This window comes from Alphaproteobacteria bacterium (assembly GCA_035625915.1).
Classification (GTDB): Bacteria; Pseudomonadota; Alphaproteobacteria; order JACZXZ01; family JACZXZ01; genus DATDHA01.
Window position 1 is genome coordinate 1 of record DASPOR010000176.1, and the last position, 20,630, is coordinate 20,630.

The 20,630-nt window shown below is 60.5% G+C and carries 21 protein-coding genes and 1 riboswitch; of the genes, 14 read left to right on the top strand and 7 right to left on the bottom strand.

The window, feature by feature from the left end; genetic code table 11:
• From recA to VEJ16_13500, 4 genes are all read left to right on the top strand, one after another.
• Positions 1 to 749, top strand: a 749-nt coding sequence (gene recA, locus VEJ16_13485; protein ID HYB10676.1) for a recombinase RecA, incomplete at its 5' end; no start/stop codon positions are given.
• Positions 750 to 1,190: 441 nt separating this feature from the next.
• Positions 1,191 to 3,839: an alanine--tRNA ligase gene (alaS, locus tag VEJ16_13490; GenBank protein HYB10677.1), complete on the top strand. Its 2,649-nt coding sequence runs from the start codon at positions 1,191 to 1,193 to the stop codon at positions 3,837 to 3,839.
• A gap of 19 nt (positions 3,840 to 3,858) precedes the next feature.
• Positions 3,859 to 4,707, top strand: coding sequence for a MoxR family ATPase (locus VEJ16_13495; GenBank protein HYB10678.1), 849 nt, complete (start codon positions 3,859 to 3,861; stop codon positions 4,705 to 4,707).
• 29 nt (positions 4,708 to 4,736) lie between these two features.
• Positions 4,737 to 5,912, top strand: a complete 1,176-nt coding sequence (locus VEJ16_13500; protein ID HYB10679.1) for a VWA domain-containing protein — start codon at positions 4,737 to 4,739, stop codon at positions 5,910 to 5,912.
• On the opposite strand, the gene VEJ16_13505 is transcribed toward VEJ16_13500, so the two are convergent.
• Both VEJ16_13505 and VEJ16_13510 read right to left on the bottom strand, forming a co-directional pair.
• Positions 5,909 to 7,126, bottom strand: a complete 1,218-nt coding sequence (locus VEJ16_13505; protein HYB10680.1) for an NADP-dependent isocitrate dehydrogenase — start codon at positions 7,124 to 7,126, stop codon at positions 5,909 to 5,911. The genes VEJ16_13500 and VEJ16_13505 overlap by 4 nt on opposite strands.
• A 122-nt stretch (positions 7,127 to 7,248) precedes the next feature.
• Positions 7,249 to 7,836, bottom strand: a complete 588-nt coding sequence (locus VEJ16_13510; GenBank protein HYB10681.1) for a TIGR00730 family Rossman fold protein — start codon at positions 7,834 to 7,836, stop codon at positions 7,249 to 7,251.
• 311 nt (positions 7,837 to 8,147) lie between these two features.
• Here VEJ16_13510 and VEJ16_13515 point away from each other — a divergent pair, with 311 nt between their 5' ends.
• The 5 genes from VEJ16_13515 (at position 8,148) to pssA (ending at position 12,478) form a co-directional block, all read left to right on the top strand.
• The gene (locus tag VEJ16_13515; protein HYB10682.1) at positions 8,148 to 8,597 is read left to right on the top strand and encodes a cytochrome c; all 450 of its coding nucleotides are present in this window, start codon (positions 8,148 to 8,150) and stop codon (positions 8,595 to 8,597) included.
• Positions 8,598 to 8,678: 81 nt separating this feature from the next.
• Positions 8,679 to 9,623, top strand: a complete 945-nt coding sequence (locus VEJ16_13520) for a cytochrome c (GenBank protein HYB10683.1) — start codon at positions 8,679 to 8,681, stop codon at positions 9,621 to 9,623.
• A gap of 103 nt (positions 9,624 to 9,726) precedes the next feature.
• Positions 9,727 to 10,725 carry an Ig-like domain-containing protein gene (locus tag VEJ16_13525; GenBank protein HYB10684.1) on the top strand — a complete coding sequence of 333 codons (999 nt, stop codon included), beginning with the start codon at positions 9,727 to 9,729 and terminating at the stop codon, positions 10,723 to 10,725.
• A 236-nt stretch (positions 10,726 to 10,961) separates the two neighbouring features.
• Positions 10,962 to 11,690 carry a phosphatidylserine decarboxylase gene (locus VEJ16_13530; protein HYB10685.1) on the top strand — a complete coding sequence of 243 codons (729 nt, stop codon included), beginning with the start codon at positions 10,962 to 10,964 and terminating at the stop codon, positions 11,688 to 11,690.
• Positions 11,690 to 12,478 (top strand): CDP-diacylglycerol--serine O-phosphatidyltransferase, encoded by a 789-nt coding sequence (gene pssA, locus VEJ16_13535; GenBank protein ID HYB10686.1) that lies wholly within the window; start codon positions 11,690 to 11,692, stop codon positions 12,476 to 12,478. The genes VEJ16_13530 and pssA overlap by 1 nt, the downstream gene beginning before the upstream one ends.
• A gap of 13 nt (positions 12,479 to 12,491) precedes the next feature.
• Here pssA and VEJ16_13540 read toward each other — a convergent pair whose 3' ends face one another.
• Positions 12,492 to 13,331: a class I SAM-dependent methyltransferase gene (locus VEJ16_13540; GenBank protein HYB10687.1), complete on the bottom strand. Its 840-nt coding sequence runs from the start codon at positions 13,329 to 13,331 to the stop codon at positions 12,492 to 12,494.
• 147 nt (positions 13,332 to 13,478) lie between these two features.
• Positions 13,479 to 13,880, bottom strand: a complete 402-nt coding sequence (locus VEJ16_13545) for a phasin family protein (GenBank protein ID HYB10688.1) — start codon at positions 13,878 to 13,880, stop codon at positions 13,479 to 13,481.
• A gap of 412 nt (positions 13,881 to 14,292) precedes the next feature.
• Here VEJ16_13545 and VEJ16_13550 point away from each other — a divergent pair, with 412 nt between their 5' ends.
• Entirely contained in the window at positions 14,293 to 14,553 is a 261-nt protein-coding gene (locus tag VEJ16_13550; protein ID HYB10689.1) for a hypothetical protein, read from the top strand.
• Positions 14,554 to 14,601: 48 nt separating this feature from the next.
• On the opposite strand, the gene VEJ16_13555 is transcribed toward VEJ16_13550, so the two are convergent.
• The 3 genes from VEJ16_13555 to VEJ16_13565 form a co-directional block, all read right to left on the bottom strand.
• Positions 14,602 to 15,357 carry a sulfite exporter TauE/SafE family protein gene (locus VEJ16_13555; protein HYB10690.1) on the bottom strand — a complete coding sequence of 252 codons (756 nt, stop codon included), beginning with the start codon at positions 15,355 to 15,357 and terminating at the stop codon, positions 14,602 to 14,604.
• Between the two features lie 90 nt (positions 15,358 to 15,447).
• On the bottom strand, positions 15,448 to 16,185 hold the full coding sequence (locus tag VEJ16_13560; protein ID HYB10691.1) for a CoA-transferase: 738 nt from the start codon (positions 16,183 to 16,185) through the stop codon (positions 15,448 to 15,450).
• Entirely contained in the window at positions 16,182 to 17,024 is an 843-nt protein-coding gene (locus VEJ16_13565) for a CoA-transferase (GenBank protein ID HYB10692.1), read from the bottom strand. Before VEJ16_13565 ends, VEJ16_13560 begins: the two co-directional genes overlap by 4 nt.
• A gap of 381 nt (positions 17,025 to 17,405) precedes the next feature.
• Between VEJ16_13565 and VEJ16_13570 the strand changes: the two genes are divergently transcribed.
• The 4 genes from VEJ16_13570 (at position 17,406) to cobW (ending at position 20,617) form a co-directional block, all read left to right on the top strand.
• Entirely contained in the window at positions 17,406 to 17,945 is a 540-nt protein-coding gene (locus VEJ16_13570) for a thiamine pyrophosphate-binding protein (GenBank protein ID HYB10693.1), read from the top strand.
• Positions 17,946 to 17,957: 12 nt separating this feature from the next.
• Positions 17,958 to 18,539: a thiamine pyrophosphate-dependent enzyme gene (locus VEJ16_13575; protein ID HYB10694.1), complete on the top strand. Its 582-nt coding sequence runs from the start codon at positions 17,958 to 17,960 to the stop codon at positions 18,537 to 18,539.
• 68 nt (positions 18,540 to 18,607) lie between these two features.
• Positions 18,608 to 18,821: riboswitch (cobalamin riboswitch) on the top strand.
• Between the two features lie 210 nt (positions 18,822 to 19,031).
• The gene (gene cobU, locus VEJ16_13580) at positions 19,032 to 19,580 is read left to right on the top strand and encodes a bifunctional adenosylcobinamide kinase/adenosylcobinamide-phosphate guanylyltransferase (protein ID HYB10695.1); all 549 of its coding nucleotides are present in this window, start codon (positions 19,032 to 19,034) and stop codon (positions 19,578 to 19,580) included.
• Positions 19,577 to 20,617, top strand: coding sequence for a cobalamin biosynthesis protein CobW (cobW, locus tag VEJ16_13585; protein HYB10696.1), 1,041 nt, complete (start codon positions 19,577 to 19,579; stop codon positions 20,615 to 20,617). Before cobU ends, cobW begins: the two co-directional genes overlap by 4 nt.
• Positions 20,618 to 20,630 lie beyond the last annotated feature (13 nt).

Below are 20,630 nucleotides of genomic sequence, written 5' to 3' on the forward strand. Positions count from 1 at the left end.
ATCCGACCTATGCAAAAAAGCTAGGCGTCGATGTGGACAACCTCCTCATCTCGCAACCGGACGCGGGCGAGCAGGCGCTTGAAATCACCGATACCCTCGTTCGCTCGGGCGCCATCGACGTGCTCGTGGTCGACAGCGTGGCAGCCCTCGTGCCGCGGGCCGAACTTGAAGGCGAAATGGGCGATTCCCATGTCGGGCTTCAAGCCCGCCTGATGAGCCAGGCCTTGCGCAAGCTCACAAGCTCGATCGCGCGCTCCCAATGCCTCGTAATCTTCATCAATCAGATCCGGATGAAAATCGGCATCATGTTCGGCAATCCCGAGACGACGACGGGCGGCAATGCGCTCAAGTTCTATGCCTCGGTTCGGCTCGACATCCGTCGCATCGGCGCCATCAAGGACAAGGACGAAGTGGTCGGCAACCAGACTCGCGTCAAGGTCGTGAAGAACAAGGTGGCCCCACCTTTCAAAGTGGTCGAATTCGACATCATGTACGGCGAAGGTATCTCCAAGACGGGCGAATTGGTCGATCTCGGAGTCAAGGCCAACATCATCGAGAAGTCGGGTGCGTGGTTCTCCTACAACGGTCAGCGCATCGGTCAGGGCCGCGAGAACGCCAAGCAATTCCTCAAGGAGAACAAGGAAATGGCCGCCGAGATCGACCGTATGATCCGCTCGAACGCCGGCATCGTGGCGAACGCCCTCATGGGCTCTCCGGAGGACGGCGAGGCGGCCGAAGCCGGCGAATAGTTGACACTGAGCCGAATTCCCCAGTGCGCCAGTACCCGGGCGCATGCGGCGCGGCCCCGGAACGATTCGGGGCCGTCGCTGTTTGACGACGCTCGCACCTCGGGCACCCGCCGTTCGGCGCCTCGGGCTGCCTCGCCTCGTCGCAAGTCAGGCATCGGCCTTGACTGCAGGGATCCCGGTGGAAGGTGGGTCGGGGCACGCTGCGCGCCGAGTAGCTTAGCCCGCTGGGCCGCCCTTTTGCGGGACATCGCTCTTTGGCGGGCTGGGCCGTTTACTGGACAGGGTCGTGCCGCGCAAGGTAGAAACGTGCGCCGAATGAGCTGGATTTGGCGCCTGCGGGCGCCATCCGTTTGACGTTCCGCCAAATCGCGCCAGATTCCAGGGTTCGAGCCCGGCTCCGGGACCCGGAATGGTGATGAGACACGTAACCGTGCCGAGATCATGACGACCACGAACGAAGTCCGCACGACCTTCCTTGAGTTTTTCAGGCGACACGGCCACGAAGTCGTGCCGTCGAGTTCACTTGTCCCGCGCAACGACCCGACTCTGCTCTTCACCAATGCCGGCATGGTGCAGTTCAAGAGCGTCTTTACGGGCGTCGAAAAGCGGCCGTACCAACGCGCGGCAACGGCACAGAAATGCGTGCGTGCCGGCGGCAAACACAACGATCTCGAAAATGTCGGCTACACCGCACGCCATCACACCTTTTTCGAGATGCTTGGCAATTTTTCTTTCGGCGACTATTTCAAGGAGCGCGCCATCGAGCTTGCCTGGGCTTTGATCACGAAGGACTATGGCCTGCCTAAAGATCGGCTCACCGCAACCGTCTATTCGGAGGATGACGAGGCATTCGGCCTTTGGAGGAAAATCGCGGGGCTTCCCGAAAGTCGCATCATCCGCATCGCGACCTCGGACAATTTCTGGGCCATGGGAGATACGGGGCCGTGCGGGCCCTGCTCGGAGATCTTTTTCGACCACGGTGAAGGTATTCCGGGCGGGCCGCCCGGCAGTGCCGACGCGGACGGCGATCGTTTCATCGAAATCTGGAATCTCGTCTTCATGCAGTTCGAGCAGATCGAGCCGGGCAAGCGGATTTCACTGCCCAAGCCCTCGATCGACACGGGCATGGGGCTCGAGCGCATAACCGCGGTCCTCCAGGGCAAGCACGACAATTACGATATCGATCTCATGCGCGGCCTTATCGAGAACTCGGCGGAAATGAGCCATACCGCCCCCGACGGGCCGCATGCGGTGTCGCATCGGGTAATCGCGGATCATTTGCGCGCAACCTCCTTCCTCATTGCCGACGGCGTGCTGCCGTCGAACGAGGGACGCGGCTATGTGTTGCGCCGGATCATGCGCAGAGCTATGCGCCATGCCCACATCATCGGCTGCAAGGAGCCTCTCATGTGGCGGCTTGTCCCGGCACTCGTCGAGAGGATGGGGGCTGCCTACCCCGAACTGCTGCGCGCCCAGCCGCTCATTGCCGAGACGCTCAAACTCGAAGAGACTCGGTTCAAGGAGATGTTGGGCCGGGGTTTGCGCCTGCTCGAGGAGGCGACCTCGTCGCTCGATCCCGGCAAGCCGCTTCCAGGCGAGGTGGCGTTCAGGCTTTATGACACGTATGGCTTCCCCCTCGATCTTACCCAAGACGTGCTGCGCGCGGATGGCCGCAAAGCCGATGTCGAGGGCTTCAACGTCGCGATGGAACGTCAGCGTGCAGAAGCGCGCAAGGCGTGGGCGGGTTCGGGCGAGCAGGCGACCGACAAGCTGTGGTACGAGCTGCGGGAGAAATGCGGCGCCACGGAGTTTCTCGGGTATGAAACGACAGCCGCCGAGGGTGTCGTGCAAGCAATTCTCGTGAGCGGCAAGTCGGTCCAGAGTGCTGATCGCGGTTTGAAAGTGCAGCTCATCCTCAATCAAACGCCGTTTTATGGGGAGTCGGGCGGGCAGATGGGCGATAGCGGCGTTATTTTCGGGGCGGACCGGCTTGAAATCGCAATTTCGGACACGCAGAAGAGGGCAGGCGATCTCTTCGTTCATGACGGCGAAATCACGTCGGGTAAGCTCGCCGTCGGACAGGCCGTCGAAATGCGCGTTGACGCGGAGCGCCGCGACCGCCTGCGGGCCAATCACTCGGCGACCCACCTTTTGCACCAGGCTTTACGCCGCGTGCTCGGCGAGCACGTGACCCAAAAGGGCTCGCTCGTGGCGCCCGAGCGATTACGCTTCGATTTCAGTCATCCCAAGCCAATGGCGAGCGAGGAGATCCTCGCCGTCGAGTCGGAAGTCAATTTCCGGGTGCGTCAGAATACCGACGTCGCCACGCGCCTTATGACGCCCGGTGCGGCCGTCGAGGCCGGAGCCTTGGCGCTCTTCGGTGAAAAGTACGGCGACGAGGTGCGCGTCGTCTCGATGGGTGCAGAGAAGGACGGCGCCTTTTCGACCGAACTTTGCGGCGGCACCCATGTGCGCCGCACTGGCGATATCGGCTTCTTCAAGCTCGTGAGCGAGGCGGCCCTTGCAGCGGGTGTTCGCCGCATCGAGGCATTGACCGGCCAGGCCGCGGGCGACTACGTCGAACACGAGGAAGCCTTGCTCCAGGGCGCTGCCGCAGCTCTCAAGGTCGCGCCGAACGACGTGCCAGCGCGTGTCTCGAACCTGATCGACGAGCGCAAGCGGCTCGAGCGCGAGATCACCGAAATGCGAAAAAAGCTTGCGGCCGGCGGTGGGACGGTTGCGGCGCCTACGGCCAGGAACGTGGGTGGGGTCAAGTTCGCTGCGCGCAAGCTCGACGGTGTGCCCGCGCGCGAATTGAAGGCGATGGCCGACACGCTCAAACGCCAAGTGGGCTCGGGCGTGGTTGCGATTGCCGCGGAGGCAGAAGGCAAAGCCTCCCTCGTCGTCGGTATCACGGAGGATCTTACCGACAAGCTCAATGCAGTCGATTTCGTGCGCGTCGGGGCGGAAAAGCTTGGCGGGAAGGGTGGGGGAGGAAGGCCCGATATGGCCCAGGCGGGCGGCCCTGACGTCACGGCACTGCAGGCAGCTCTCGACGCAATCGAGGCGGCCCTCGCCCGGCACGGCTGATTTTCCAGCGGGAGACGTCATGCGCTTTCAGGGAACCGACAGTTACGTCGCGACCGAGGACCTTATGGTCGCAGTCAATGCCGCGATCACCCTCGAGCGGCCGCTACTGGTCAAGGGCGAGCCCGGAACGGGTAAGACCATCCTCGCTCACGAAATCGCAAAGGCGCTTGGCAGGAACTTGATCGCCTGGCACATCAAATCGACGACCAAGGCGCAACAAGGTCTCTACGAATATGACGCGGTTTCGCGCCTGCGCGATTCCCAGCTCGGCGACGGGCGCGTGCACAATATCGCCAACTACATCGTGCGCGGCAAGCTCTGGGAGGCCTTCGGGGCAGAGGAACGCCCGGTCCTCCTCATCGATGAAATCGACAAGGCGGATATCGAATTCCCGAACGATCTGCTCCTGGAACTCGACCGCATGGAGTTCTACGTTTACGAAACTCGCGAGACGGTGCGGGCGCGCCAGCGACCGATCGTCGTCATCACCTCCAACAACGAGAAGGAGCTTCCGGACGCCTTTCTCCGCCGCTGCTTCTTCCACTATATCCGCTTCCCCGATCGCGAAACGATGGAGCGTATTGTCGACGTGCATTTTCCCAATGTTAAGGCAGACCTGGTGCGTGAAGCGCTCAACGTCTTCTACAGTATCCGCGAGGTGCCCGGCCTCAAGAAGAAGCCTTCGACCTCCGAGCTACTCGACTGGCTCAAGCTTCTGATGTCCGAGGAGGTCGGGCCGGAAGTGTTGCGCGCGAAAGAGGTCGGCAAGGTGATACCCCCACTCTACGGCGCGTTGTTGAAGAACGAGCAGGATGTCCACCAGCTCGAGCGTATTGCGTTTCTCGCCCGCGCCGAGCGGCGCAACTGAATTCCCAGGTGAGGTGAAGGACAGCCAAAGTGTTTACGCAATTCTTCCTGGAACTTAGGCAGGCCCATATTCCGGTCAGTTTGCGCGAGTACCTTACATTGATTGAGGCGGTGAAGACGGGGTTGGCCGATTTCCAGTTTGAGCATTTCTATTACCTGTCCCGCTCGACCCTTGTGAAAGACGAACGCCACCTCGACAAGTTCGATCGGGTCTTCGCGCACTGTTTCAAGGGTATTGAAACGCCATCGGAGGAGTCGGCCGAGGTTCCCGAGGAATGGCTGAAGAAGCTTGCGGAACTGCTCCTGACCGACGAAGAGAAAGCGCAGATCGAAGCCATGGGTGGGCTTGAGAAGCTCATGGAAACGCTAAGGCAGCGCCTCGCGGAACAGAAGGGACGGCATCAGGGTGGGTCCAAATGGATCGGCACGGCCGGTACCTCGCCTTACGGAGCATACGGGTACAATCCCGAGGGTGTGCGTATCGGCCAGGACGGAAATCGCAACAACCGCGCGGTCAAGGTGTGGGACAGGCGCGACTTCAGGAACCTCGACGATCAAGTCGAGCTCGGCACGCGAAACATCAAACTGGCGCTGCGACGGTTGAGGCGCTTTGCGCGAGAAGGTGCAGCCGAGGAGCTCGACTTGCCCGACACGATTGCCGCAACGGCGCGGAACGCAGGCTACCTCGATCTGAAGTTCGTGCCCGAGCGCCACAATACAGTCAAAGTGCTGCTTCTGCTCGACGTTGGGGGGTCTATGTTCCCTCATGTGCGCGTCTGCGAGGAGCTTTTTTCAGCGGCCCGTAGCGAGTTCAAGCACCTCGAATTTTTCTACTTCCACAATTGCGTTTATGAGGGCGTGTGGAAGGACAACCGCAGGCGCAATACCGAGCGCATGGCAACCTTCGATCTTCTCCACACGTTCCCGGCGGATTACAAGCTGATCTTCGTCGGCGATGCCTCGATGAGCCCTTATGAGATCACTGCACCGGGCGGCAGCGTCGAGCACTGGAACGAAGAATCGGGTCACGTTTGGCTCAGCCGCTTACTCGGTACCTACGAGCATGCAGTCTGGTTCAACCCGGTGCCCGAACATTTTTGGCCCTATACCGCTTCCATCGAAATGGTCCGTCGAGTTTTCGGCTGGCGGATGTACCCATTGACCCTCGATGGACTGGATCGTGGCATCCGCGAGCTCGGCCGCTAGGCGTTCACCTTCGCCTTGAGATTCTCGTCGAGCTTGGCGAGGAAGGCCTGGGTATTGAGCCAGGGCTCATCCGGGCCGATGAGCATGGCCAGATCCTTGGTCATATGGCCGGACTCGACCGTCTCGACGCAGACCCTCTCCAACGTGTCGGCAAACCTGATGACTTCGGGCGAATTGTCGAACTCGCCCCGGTATTTGAGGCCGCGCGTCCACGCGAAGATCGACGCGATCGGGTTGGTCGAGGTTTCCTTGCCTTGCTGATGCAGACGATAGTGCCGCGTGACCGTGCCATGTGCTGCTTCGGATTCGACCGTTTTGGCGTCTGGCGAGAGCAGCACTGAGGTCATGAGGCCGAGCGAGCCGAAGCCCTGCGCTACGGTGTCCGACTGCACGTCGCCGTCATAGTTCTTGCAGGCCCACACGAAATCCCCATGCCACTTGAGTACCGAAGCCACCATGTCGTCGATCAGGCGGTGATCGTAGGTCAGCTTTTTTGCATCGAAGCGCGGCTTGAACTCGGTGCGGTAAACCTCCTCGAAGATGTCCTTGAAGCGCCCGTCATAGGCTTTGAGAATTGTGTTCTTGGTCGACATGTAAACCGGAAAGCCGCGAGAGAGGCCGTAATTGAAGCAAGCGCGCGCAAAGCCGCGAATTGAATCGTCGAGGTTGTACATCGCAAGTGCCACACCTCCACCCGGAAAATCGAAGACGTCGTGATTGATGGGAGCCCCGCCGTCTTTCGGCGTGAAGCTGATGGTGAGTTTCCCAGGGCCGGGTATCTTGAAATCCGTTGCACGGTATTGATCGCCGAAGGCATGACGCCCGATCACGATTGGTTTGGTCCAGTTGGGGATCATGCGCGGCACGTTCTTGCAGATAATCGGTTCGCGGAAAACCGTTCCGTCGAGGATGTTGCGGATGGTGCCGTTGGGTGAGCGCCACATCTTTTTCAGCTTGAATTCCTTGACGCGCGCCTCGTCGGGCGTGATGGTTGCGCATTTTACACCGACACCGTGCTTCTTGATCGCGTTGGCTGCGTCGACCGTGATCTGGTCATCGGTCTTGTCGCGCGTCTCGATGCCGAGATCGTAGTACTCGAGCTTGATGTCCAGATACGGACGGATGAGCCGCTCGCGAATGAGGTGCCAGATGATTCGCGTCATCTCATCGCCATCGAGCTCGACAATCGGATTTTTGACCTTGATCTTATTCATCGATTGAATCCCCTGGAATTAAGCTGCCACCGGTTTCCGGTTGGGGCACCGATTGGCGCGGACAATAACATCCCCAAGCCGTTGTGCAAGGGTCGAGGAATGGCGTGCGTCCGCAGACGCGTTTAAAGCTGTTCGGGCGCTGCCGGCTCGATCCTGGGTTTCCGCGCGACCGCGATTTCGGCGAGGGCTGCATCCACGCTTTGGGTCATCCGGAACGCCACGCGCGCCGGTGCATGCGCAAAGCCATGGGCGATGACGTGGTCGATGAGTTGCGCGAACGGGCGCCAGTAACCGTCGAGATCAACGAGCACGACAGGCTTGTCGTGAAGTGCGAGCAGTTTCCAGGTCAGGATCTCGAGCGTCTCGTCGAGCGTTCCCATTCCGCCGGGTAATACGATGAACGCGTCGGAGAGCGCAAACATCCGCTCCTTGCGTTCGTGCATGCTGTCGACAACTTCGAGACGCGTGAGGCTGTGAACGCCAAGTTCCGCGCGCACCAGAAATCGTGGAATGACCCCTATGACTTGGCCACCCGCCGCGAGTGCTGCTTGCGCTATGGATCCCATGAGGCCCACACCGCCGCCGCCATAAATTAGTGTGATGCCTTGCTCGGCAAGGAGGCCACCAAGGCGCGCAGCCTCTTCGCGGTAACGGTCGGCATGGCCGAAGGACGAGCCGCAAAAAACGCAGACGGAGGTAATTTTGACCATTGAAGTCCTAATTTGTCAGTCGTCATCCGTCGTTGCGTTTGATCGCGCATCGTCGGCCCGATTTTCGTTCCTTTCCGATTATATCGTCCTTCGCTAGATTGTCAGAAGGCTGACGCGGCGACCATCCTCAAGCAATTTTGATCAAGAGACGCTTGCTCAGAGGAGCTTGACCTCGGCAAAGTCCCGAAGTCGGCCATCGGTCGGCCGGGCCGGAGATGCCGAGCGAGGGAGTGGGTGCCGATCATCCGACGAGTCCGGGCTGAATATTCTCATGGGGAGGACATATGCGGCGAATCATTGAAACGGCATGTTTGGCCGGTGCTTTTGGCGTGGCGTTGGCAGGAGTCGCGTTGCAAGGCCAGGCCGCCGACATGGCCAAAGCAATCGAATATCGTCAAAATGTCATGAAAAGCATCGGGAGCAATGTGGACAATATTGTTCTCATGATCAAAGGTCAGGTCCCCTTCAACGCGCAACACGTCGTCGTCTTTGCGGAAGACATCAACAATCTCAGTAAGCTCATCCCGGACCTGGTGCCTCCGGGCTCCGGCCCTGAAGCCGGCGACACGCGCGCAAAGCCGGAGATCTGGCAGAAAATGGATGAGTTCAAGGCCGATGCGGAAAAGCTCACGACCGAAAGCGCCAAACTAATCGAAGTGGCCAAGGGTGGCGATCAGGCTGCCACGTTCCAACAGGCGGTGGCGATGGGCAAGGACGCCTGCGGGGGTTGCCATGAGTCTTTCCGCAAGCCAAAGGAATAACCATTCTGCTGCAATGATTAGGGCAATGTTGCAGGCGGGCGAGACCCGAAATGGCTTGCGGTTCCGTCGACGCGGGCGGGCATGCGCGTAAGGATTTTGTCGCGCGCCGGTGCCCCAAATCGGGGCTTCGCAGCCGCCGTGGTGGTTGCGTGCGCACTTTATGGGCATTTCGCGCAAGCCGAAGATACCGGCACAGCCGGCGCAGCGCCGTCGGCTGGACGCGGGGCCTACATCCTGGCTGCAGCCGGTTGCGCGGAATGTCACACGGATAAGAAAAACAATGGGCCGTTCCTTTCTGGTGGCCGCGCGCTCGCGACCCCGTTCGGCATCTTTTATTCGCCCAACATCACGCCCGATCCCGCAACAGGTATCGGCAAGTGGAGCGAAGCGGATTTCCGTCGGGCCATCCGTAGCGGCGTCGGGCCGAAGGGTGCTCATTTCTATCCGGTATTTCCCTATCCATCCTTCACCTTCATGACGGATCCCGACATCGCTGATCTTTTCGCATATCTCAAGACGGTGCCTGCCGTGACACGGCCAAACGTGCCGCACAAGGTCGGGTTCCCTTATAATGTCCGCGTCCTCATGGTGGTTTGGAATTGGCTCTATCTCAAGCGCGGGCCCTATGAACCGAATCCCGAAAAATCCGCCGAGTGGAACCGGGGAGCCTACCTTGTCCAAGCCCTTGGGCACTGCGGCGAGTGCCATACGCCGCGCACGCGGTTGGGCGCCCTCGATCGAGAAATGACACTCGCCGGAACAGACGATGGACCAGACGGCGATCACGTTCCTAACCTGACGCCGGACAAAGAGACGGGAATCGGGAAGTGGGCCCTCGAAGACATTACCTTCGCACTCCAGACCGGTCTCACGCCCGGGGGCGATTCGCTGGGTGCGAGCATGGGAGGGGTCGTCAACGAGAGTACCAGCAAATTAAGTCCCGAGGACCGAATGGCAATCGCCATTTATCTCCGCTCGCTTCCGCCAATTCAGCATCGGGTATCCAAGTCCAAGCCCAAATCGTGAGTGCGCCGATTCGGACCGGCAAGGCTCTGTTGCAACGATACTCGGTGCGTATTAGCCTTTCTTCCCGGCGACGGCTGGCGCCGCCGCTGCGAATGAGGACGCGATGAGGCGGTCGCTCATCTTAGGACTTTTGGCGATTGCGGCGACTGTTGCCGCGGCACTGTTCTTCCTTCGGTTCAGCCGCGATACGACTCAGACGACAATCTCGACAGCACCCTCGACAGAGACCGGAAGTCCGAGTGCTTCAGCACCGCAATCCGTTGCGCCAGGCGTACCACCCGCACAAACGGAAACCTCCCCGTCATTCGACGTCGTGCGCGTGGAACAAGGCCACGCCGTCATAGCCGGTCGTGCGGCTCCCGGTGCCACGGTAACCGTCCTCGATCGAGACAAACCCATCGGTCAGGTTACGGCGGACGCACGCGGCGAGTGGGTGCTGACCCCCGATGAACATCTTCCGAGCGGCAACCACGAGCTTAGTCTTTCGGCAAAGCTACCGGACGGCCGAACCCTCAATTCCGAGCGCACCGTCGTCGTCGTGGTTCCTGAATCGGGTACGGAAAGCGGCGCCCTCGCCGTTTCGATCCCCCGTCAAGGAGGAGCCGCGAGCAAAGTCCTGCAAACGCCGCAAACCGGCGGAGGTTCGTCAACCAAGCCGACATTCAGCCTCGACGCAATCGATTACGACGAAAATGGGCGGCTTGTCTTGAGTGGGCACGGTAGCGCCAAATCCTCGGTCCTTGCTTACCTCGACAATCAACTGATCGGACGCGCGGAGATCGGCGACGATGGGCAATGGAAGTTGGAGCCCTCGAAGGCGGTCGATGCCGGGTCCTACACGTTGCGTCTCGATGAAGTCGGTAATACGGGGCAGGTGACGGAGCGCCTCGCGCTGCCTTTCTCGCGCGCCGAACCGGAGCAGGTGCTGGCGGAAGGCGGGAAGATCGTCGTGCAACCGGGCAATAGCTTGTGGCGCCTCGCGCGGCGCAATTACGGCGAAGGCCCACGGTACACCATCATTTACCAAGCGAACAAGGACCGAATCAAGAACCCGGACCTCATCTATCCGGGCCAGGTATTCGTCATGCCGAAGAGCAACTGATGTGGTGCGTCCAAAATTCGCCCAATCTGGGTCCGTGACCATGAGCGAATTTTCGACTCATGACCACACGAGCAATCATTTCAATCCCATATGGCCGATTTGAAGTTCCTAATCGTATCTGCCGAGCAAATGCTAGAAACTGCAAAGCCGCCACGCCAGGGATCACGAAAAACAACCCCTCCAACCCGTGCCGAGCGGTGTTTTCCGCTTTAATTCAGTGCCTTGCCACCGGTAGAATGCGCGACCCTGCAACCACCGGGGCGCGAGCGTTGCCCACGAGCTTTGTGATTCGGATTCATCGCGAAGGCTGGCCCTTCATTCTCGCATTCGCCGCGGCGACGGCGCTGCTATTCTGGCTCAGCGTTCCACTTGGATGGCTGGGCTTGGTTCTGTCTATTTGGTGCGCGTATTTCTTCCGCGATCCGGATCGGGTTACGCCGGTGCGTGCCGGCCTTGTGATCAGTCCAGCGGATGGGGTCGTTTTACCGGTCGTCGAGGAGTCGCCGCCTGCGGAGCTCGAATTGGAATCGCAATCGCTGACGCGCGTTAGCATTTTCATGAATATCTTCGATGTGCACGTCAATCGCGCACCCTGCGATGGGCGCCTCGTGCGGCGAAGCTATCGCCCGGGTCGTTTCGTAAATGCGTCCCTCGACAAGGCGAGCGAGGATAACGAACGCATGGCGCTTCGGTTTTCGGTCGACGGTGACGGCCAGTCGACCGAACTTACGGTCGTGCAGATCGCCGGACTCATCGCGCGCCGCATCGTATGCCACGTCGACGAGGGTGCTCGAGTGCGAGCCGGGGAACGTATCGGCATCATCCGCTTCGGCAGCCGAGTCGACGTCTATCTGCCAAGCGGCATCGCACCGCTCGTCTCGGCCGGTCAGCGAGTCGTGGGCGGGGAAACCGTCATTGCGGATCTGCACAGCCGTGAGCCGCAGCGTGCGGGAGAGGTGCGCTGATGCTGGCACCGGGGCCTCGTCACCGGCTGAAAGATCTCTCCTTCAACAAACTGATCCCGAACATCTTGACGGTGCTGGCGCTTTGCGCGGGCCTCACGGCGATCCGTTTCGGACTGCAGGGCCGCTTTGAACACGCGGTCGTTTCGATCGTTCTCGCCGGAATACTCGATGCGCTCGACGGGCGGATTGCACGCATGCTCGGCGGCAGCACGAAATTTGGCGCCGAGATGGATTCGCTCGCGGACGTTGTCGATTTCGGGGTGGCGCCCGCTGTGCTGCTTTTCCAGTGGACGATGAGTGCCGCGGGCAGCATCGGTTGGGCGCTGGTGTTGCTCTATTGCGTTTGCTGCGCGCTGCGGCTGGCGCGTTTCAATACCCGCCTGGGTGCTAGCGACTTGCCGCCCTGGGCATACAAGTTTTTCACCGGTGTCCCCGCACCCGCGGCGGCCGGGCTCGTCTTGACGCCGATGATGGTGAGCTTCGAGCTTGGGTCGGCTTTCTTCGGCCACGTCTTGGTCAATGCGGTGGTTATCATCGGCGTTTCGGCCCTCATGGTCAGCCGTGTGCCGACCTATTCCGGTAAGAGCATCCGCGTGCCGCAGCGCCACGTGCTGCCCCTACTTCTTCTGGTTGGTTTGACAGCGGGCTTCGTGGTCGGAGCGCCCTGGTCAACCCTGCCCGTGTTCGCGCTTATCTATGTAGGAAGCATTCCATTCAGCTACGTCGAATTCCACCGCCTCGCGGACGAGACCGCAAAACACTACCATCCGGCGAACAGCGAAGAGTGACGGCATCTGCATATCACGGTGCCGAGCCGGTCACGATGCGAGCATGTGCGGCAAGCACGTAGCGGCCGTCCTGGATTTCCCCAGCGAATGCTTCCTCGACCGCGACCTCCAATGCGCGCTGCTTTTGCGCGGTGGCATTCGTAAGCCGGGTTCCCAGCGACATTTCCACCTGCGGCCTCCAGAAAGGCTCACCGAGGGGCATGCTGCCCGAAAGGTGCAAATCTTCCTCCTTGACGTCGACGAACCCCGCTCGATCGAAGAGGCTGGCAAGGCTGCCCGGCTCCGCAAAGCGGAAGATGACTGACATGTCATGCTGCGGATCATGACCAAGGATGCGGTCGGCCGCGGCGACGATGATACGGAACATCGTGGTATCTTCGCGCGGCCCCCATACCATGAACGCAGCACGCCCACCTGGGACGAGCACACGTTGAGCTTCCTCCAAGGCCCGTCGTGCATTCGGCACGAACATGATCCCGAAGCGGCACGTGACGCGGTCAAAACTGCGCTCGGGAAAAGGTAAAGCCTCCATATCCGCAAATTCGAAGCGCAAGTTGGCAAGGCCGCGCGCTTTGGCGCGCCTTCGCGCTCCCTCCAGCATTTCGGTCACAAGATCGCTCGCCACCACTTCACCGGCTGGGCCGATGCGTTCCGAAATCGTCAGGGCGGGTTCGCCCGCACCAGACGCGAGGTCGAGAATCTTTTGACCTGATTTCACCAGGGCGGCTGTGATGAGCGGCTCATTCAGACGCGGGGCTGTAACCGCCACGACGTCAGCCCAGCGATCCCATGCTGGGCCACGTGCGGTCCAAAAACGCCGCATGGCTTCCTTTTCCAATCCGATGTCGGGCATGCAAGTTCCCTTCCGCCATCATCGAATGGCGGCGTCGAACAGCCATCGCTACGCCATTGCCCAGAGGACAAAGCCCCTGGCGCGCGTTGGCGGCCATCGCTCCGCGCTGAGATATCCCGTCAGCGCCCGGTACATTCCCGACGGATTTTAGAGCTTTTTCTCGTGGATACCTTGTTCGGCAACGCTGGTCCTCAGATAGGCCTCGAACGGGGCCCAGCTTGCCATCGTCAATTCGGTCGCAAGGCCGGCGAGCTTGCTCGCTTCGGAGAGATACTGCTCAGTCACGGTGCGAGCCATGGACATCTGCTTCTCGAGAGCTTCACTCCAGTTGCTGCATTGAGCGATCGCTTGGCTCCCTTCGACGTGCTCCTTGAGCTGTGTGCTCGTGAAGTTGACCAATTCGCCGTTGAGCTGAGCCAGCCCCTTTAGCATGGCCTCACTCGCCTTCATGAATGCGTCAGCGTTTGCGCTGCTTAGCGCCATCAAGCGTCCATAGTCGATGTGCGGAATATTGTTGCCGGAATCTGCCTGTTTTGCTCCCTTCGTCATGACCATCTGATTCCCTCCTAAGATATGCTGCGCGACCACGTTGCGCGCGCAATCCGTGTTTCCCCGAACACAATATCCCCAGTACGTTTGAGAAGGAACGGTTACTCGGAGCGCTGGCTGCCCCGCTCGGTGTCCTCCCCAGCGATTTTGCTTATGAGAGAATCATAGTAACGTTGTGTGACCGCGACAAGTACGTCACAAGCTTCGACCTATGATTTCCTGACGGTGGACGCTTCCCTCGTATTTAATATCTTCCATGCCGAATCAATCCCTTGTGGCATCATGCCATATTGTGTCAAAATATTGACACGGTGGGGCTCAACGACCAATCACGACGCCAACGGTTCGTTAACCATATGGGGTTTAGCATGGCCCTATCGGTTGCCCAATATCATCGAGGGCCTGAATCGACATGAACGACCGCGAACACGACGCCCGGGTGGCAGCACTCTGGATCCTTCACGGCGGCGCCTGCGTGAAACTCTTACGTGCGCACGGCCGATACGATCACGCGGAGAATTTCGAAGACGCTTTGAACGAAGTGGCCTCAATCGTTGCCGACGAAGTCGGCGAGGATACGCTCAGTGCCGCAATGGACTGGGCAAGCGATCAACTCTGGGGCTCTGCCGAACATGCTGTCACTGGGACGCCAGAGCGCAAGCACCTTCACTAGTATTCATAAATACCCAGGCCCGAGGGCCCGAAGGTCCGCTGGGACGACCTATCGAATCACTGCGCGCAAGATCAGGCTTGCGCCGGTCAGCAGCAAGATTACCAACAGGCCTTTCCGAAAGACCTCTTGCGGCATGCGCTTCTGAATCGCTTGGCCGACCAGTAGTCCAGCAAAAACGGGAACGACGCTCAGGGCTGAGAGGATGAACTCTTGGCGGCCCATCGCCCCATAGATCCAAAGCGAGACGATGAGTGGAAGCGCTCCGAGGAAGAGTGCGGTCGACACGGCGCTGATGAAGAAATCTTTCGGCAGCTTGAGTGCCACCAAGTACATAAGAAGGGGCGGGCCGTAGAACGACGAGACCCCTCCGAGCAGACCGGAGACGAGCCCGACCAACGGGCTTATGAGCCTTTCATGGCGAACTGTAACCTGAAAAATACCGGGAAACCGATTAAGTACCGTGAACAAGATGAGGACCGTGCCCAGAATAAGGCCGAGCTTGCGCTCATCGAGGTCGACGAGAAGCCGCGCGCCGAAGAATAAGGCTGCAACGAGGGGCACGAAAAGCGTCCAAAAACGACTGAATACCGGGCCAAGCCGGCCACCCTGGAGAGCCTGGAACCCGTTGCTCATCACGGTCGAAACCGCGAGCGTCATGATCGCGAGAGGTACTGGAACTACTTGAGCCAGAAGTGGAACGGCGACAAGCGGCAGCCCAACGCCCAGCACACCCTTGGTAAGGCCGGCAAGCACAAGTATGCCCGTGATGAGTGCGATCTGCGTCAAAGTAAGTTGCGCAAGCACGAAAACGCCCTTTCAACCAATATTACGGAGTTTTGTGGGGAACTTGGGGAGGCCCCGAGCGCGGGGACTCTCGGCGCTACCCTTTGGGTCTCAAGCGGTCGGCGTGGGGAAGGCGGCTGCGGCAAATCGCGGATAGGTTTCGGCAAGCTCGTCACGGACCAGTCCGCGCAGGAGGGCGAGGGATTCCCCGTCGGGTGGTGGCGTCGACGGGACGCATTCGGGTTTGTCGAAGGAAAAGCCGGTATTGTCGAATATTTCCTCAAGCGAATGCCCGGGATGCACGCTTTCGAGCCTGAAGCGGCGACGCGTGCGGTCGAATGAAAAGTGGGCGAGGCCGGTCACAAGAGCGCATGGCCCGCCCGGACGATAGGTCCCCGGGGCACTTGTGCCCGGTGCCGACACGAAATCCACCTTCTCGACCAAGGCACGCCGGCTATGCTCCTCACGGAAAAGAATCACACGCGGGACGACGAAGTATAGGTAGGCCGAGCCGAACGAGCCTGGCCAGCGTACGTTTGTCGTCGGATATTCGCCTGTGCCGACAAGGTTGATGTTCGCTTGGCCGTCGATCTGGCCGCCGCCAAGGAAAAATGCGTCAATGCGCCCTTCCGCCGCGCAATCGAAAAGCTCCACGCCGCCGTTGGTGAAGAAGTTATGCCGGCGGGAGCCGAGAAGGTTGACCCGAAGCGCACTTCCCGCTTGCGCGCGCGCCAAAAGTGCTGCACTGCCCGGAATTGGCGAAGCAGCGCCAACGCACACATGCCGGCAGCCCGCCAGAAGTCGCGCCAACGTCGCAATCAAAACCTCGGTCTTGGTGTGCTCGATCATTCGGCGGCCACGGCAAGACGCTCGAGCCATTCGGCGAGCACGCGCTCGAAGCCCTCGCGCGTGCGGGCGGCCTCGACGTAACGCAGCAGTACTGCCCCATCTGCCTCGTACTGGCCCCAGAGCGCAAGCGGCCAGGCGCCGCGTTTTACTTCCGCTATCGAACTCACGTAAAGAGCCGGAATCGTGCCGGCTGCGAGGCCTTCGTCCTCGAAAAGGCTCGAATCGCTAATCGCCTCGACGGTGACAAGCGTTTGGCGTGCTGCGTGCGCCATGGTGACGAGTTCGCGGCGCCTGCCAACCCACACATTTCCTTCGCGGTCCGCAAATGGGGCGTGGAACAGAGCCAGATCGGGAGAGATCGCGGGAAACGCCGCGATTTCGTCACCTGGATTGAAAGGATTTTCGACCGTCTTCCAATCCTTCCGAACTCTCATCAGGTCGCTGCCGAGAATGCCGCGTAGCGTGGCAAAGGGAAGCCCCTTTTCGGCCGCCTGAATGGCCGCATGAATGGCAGGGCAGGTTGCATCGAGAAGACGGACGCTGCCTCGCTTCACCGCGTCCACGAACCGGGGTGCGGGTCCAAGCTCACCGAGCGTGATGGCCGAAGTCTCGATCGTTTCGACGCGACCCGCACCGATGAGGAGTTCGGCCTGAAGGCCGCTCGAAGGTACTGTGACAATGTGGAGGCCGCGCACGCCGCGACGGATGAGCGCCAGTGTGGCCGCCATCGCCACACCTGAATAATCCGCTGGAATCGCGAGCTTGGCCCCGTCCGGCACCCGTGCCGCGAGGTCATCGAGACTGCTGATCGTAACGTTCTTCATGTCTTCGGCCGCCATGGCTTTAACCCAGGCAATACCCGCGCTGTCGGCTTTTCGTTCTTCCGGCGCGCGATCGCCACGCAAAATTGGGACATATTCGAGCGGAAGGCAATATCGCGAAACCCGATGCGGTGGCCGCACGGACCGTATTGCCGATGCAATGCGGAAGGGGCTTTACGCCTGGCTTGCGGCCATGGATGATGGCCTCGCCTGTCTCGTCTCTAGTGTGGCGAATCCGAAATTCGCCACATCTGGGTGCGGGACGGGGAGCGAATTTCGGATTCGAAGCCACACTAGGAATATATTGTATCTAGTGTGGTATTCGGATTTGAAGTTCCTAAACGCGGATGCCATCAAAATGTTAGGAACTTCAAATCCACCACTCTAGGTAGGGGTTCAATGCCACCCACGGCGCCAGAGGTCGCCCACGACTGGGCGCGTGATGCCCTCGATGTGCTGCGCAACTATGGTGTAACCCAAGTGGCGACCGTGCCCGATGCCGGCCTCACGCGGTTACTCGATCTCATTCGCGACGAGCGAACAATGCGCCTTGTGACCCTTACGAGCGAGGAGGAAGGCGTGGGCCTTGTGAGCGGTGCTTGGCTGGGAGGTGGGCGCTCGGCACTCCTCATGCAATCGAGCGGGGTCGGCAACTGCATCAACACACTCTCCCTGCCGTCACTTTGCGGCATCCCATTGCTCATGATCGTGACCATGCGAGGCGAGTGGGGCGAGTTCAATCCCTGGCAAGTACCCATGGGTCAAGCTGTGCGGCCGGCGCTTGCGGCCATGGGCGTCAGGCTTTTTGAGGTCTTTCGCGCGGAAGAAGCCGGGGAAATCGTCGCGGCGGCGGCACGCCTTGCCTTCAGCGGCGGACTCCAGGCGGCCGTGCTTATCACCCAGCGCATGCTGGGTGCGAAACCGTTCAAAGAGGAGTGAGGGGGAGTTCGCGTGCTCAACCGCCGCAGCTTGATTGCCGAACTTCTGAAGTCGCGGGGCGATGCACTCGTCGTCACGGGCCTCGGCTCGCCTACGTATGACGTGGCGGCAGCGGGCGACGATGCCCGCAATTTTTATCTTTGGGGGGCGATGGGCAGTGCGGCGATGGTCGGCCTCGGCCTCGCGTTGGCGCAACCGAATCGGCGAATCGTCGTCATCACGGGCGATGGCGAACTCTTGATGGGTATCGGCTCCCTTGCAACGATCGCGGTGCAAAAGCCGGGCAATCTCTCGATTCTTGTCCTCGATAACGAAGCATTCGGCGAAACCGGTCGACAGGCGGGACTGACGGGACAAGGGGTCGACCTCTGCGCGCTCGCGCGTGCTGCGGGCTTTGTCGCGACACGCACAGTCGAGCGTGCAAGCGACACAAGTGCGCTGACCGAGCTTTTGTTTCGTGTGCCGGGGCCTGCATTTGGCGTTGCCAAAGTCAAGTTGGAAGTCGAGCCGTTGGTGATGCCCGAACGCGACGGAAGATATCTTACCCAGCGCTTCCGAATGGCTCTCTTGGGTGCCGAACACGCCGTAACGTAAGCGGGTGGCGTGCCAGGGCATTTCGTTACGCAACACTCATCCAGCTTGACGCCAACGGCGGCCTACCGCCACTATGTGCGCGCGATGGTCCCCGGACTTCGGGGACAATAGGGAATGCGGTGCGGCCTTTTGGCAAAACCTTGCCAAGGCCAACGCCGCGGCTGCCCCCGCAACTGTAAGCGGCAGGCCGGCACCGAGCAGCGCCACTGGGAAACCGGGAAGGCGGGTGCCACAGGCGACGAGCCGCAAGCCAGGAGACCTGCCATCGCGAACCTTTGCGAAGCGACCCGGACGGGGTGTGCCGGTGAGCGGGAGCGATCCACTCTCCTCCTCCATCGACCCACCTCATGGCTCAGTGACGAGCCCCTGGTCGGTACGTCCGCAAGGGTAGGAATCGACCGGCCGGCCCGAGGCAAGACCTATGCGCGTCAAATTCATTCGCCAATGCACCGTTCGCACCGGCAAATATTCAAGCTCCGGTCGAGCCGCTTAATGACGGATCGAACGTCATTGCCCCCCGTGACACTGGTGCTCGGAGGCGCGCGTTCTGGCAAGAGCCGCTACGCCGAACAGCTGGTCGAGGGCCGGCCAGGCGATTGCATCTACCTTGCGACCGCGGAGGCGAGGGACGTCGAAATGGCGCATCGGATCGAAGTGCATCGCGCACGACGCGGCAAGCGATGGGCGACGGTGGAAGCACCCCTCGATCTCGTTAAGGCCCTCAATGCACATTGTCGGCCGGGGGCAGCCGTGCTTGTGGACTGTTTAAGCCTGTGGCTCTCGAATCAGATTGGCGAGGGGAGAGATCCGCTTCGCGAATCTGAAGCACTCGTCTCGGCACTGCCGACTCTCGGCGGCCCCGTTGTGTTCGTGTCAAACGAGGTCGGGCTCGGCATTGTGCCAGACAACGAGTTGGCGCGGCATTTTCGCGATCATGCCGGCTATCTTCATCGGGCCGTGGCGGCCGCGGCGCAATCGGTTGCACTCGTAGTTGCCGGCTTGCCACTCAAGCTGAAACCAGCAGAAGAGACAATTCCATGAGCGAGACAACGAACGGCAAATTGCCCGCCACGATCATCACAGGATTCCTTGGAGCCGGCAAAACGACGCTCATTCGCCATCTCTTGCGGACTGCGAACGGCAGGCGTTTAGCGCTTATCATCAATGAATTCGGCGACATGGGAATCGATGGCGAAATCCTCAAGGCTTGCGGCGACGCCGCGTGCGAGGAGGATGACATTATCGAGCTTGCAAACGGATGCATCTGCTGCACCGTCGCGGACGAATTTCTTCCGACTATGCAAGCCCTGTTGGCGCGTCCCATGCGGCCGGACCATATCATCATCGAGACATCCGGCCTGGCACTTCCAAAACCGCTCGTTCAAGCGTTCAACTGGCCCGATATCCGCACGCGCGTGACGGTCGACGGTGTTGTCACCGTCGTCGATTCCGCCGCCGTCGCGGAGGGCCGCTTCGCGGCCGATCTTGCGCGTCTTGCGGCTCAGCGCGCCGCCGATCCCAACCTCGATCACGATAGCCCGCTCGAGGAGCTGTTCGATGACCAGCTTGCGTGCGCCGATCTCGTCGTGCTCAACAAGTCCGACCTTCTCGACGCCGCCGCCCTTGCGCGGGTCGCCGGCCAAATTGCGGGCCAGCTCGGCCCGTCCGCGAAGCTCGTGCCCGCTCGCCACGGCGAGGTCGACCCCGTCGTGCTGCTCGGACTAGGCATTGGGACGGAAGTCGATATCGAGCAGCGGAAATCGCATCACGACGACGAGGCAGAGCACGATCATGACGAATTCGAATCCTTTTCCGTCCCGATTGGCGAGCTCGCCTCGCCGTCCGGACTCCTCGATAAAATCAAGGCCCTGCTGGTGAACCACGAAATCCTGCGCCTCAAGGGCTTCGCGGCAATCAAGGACAAACCGATGCGACTTGTCATTCAAGCTGTCGGCGCCAGGTTGCAGCATTATTACGACCGAGATTGGCGTGTCGGAGAGGTGCGCGGAGGTCGATTGGTCGTTATCGGCCAACGAGGGCTCGACCAAGACCGAATTCGCGCTGTACTCGAGGCTTGAGGAGTAGGGGACA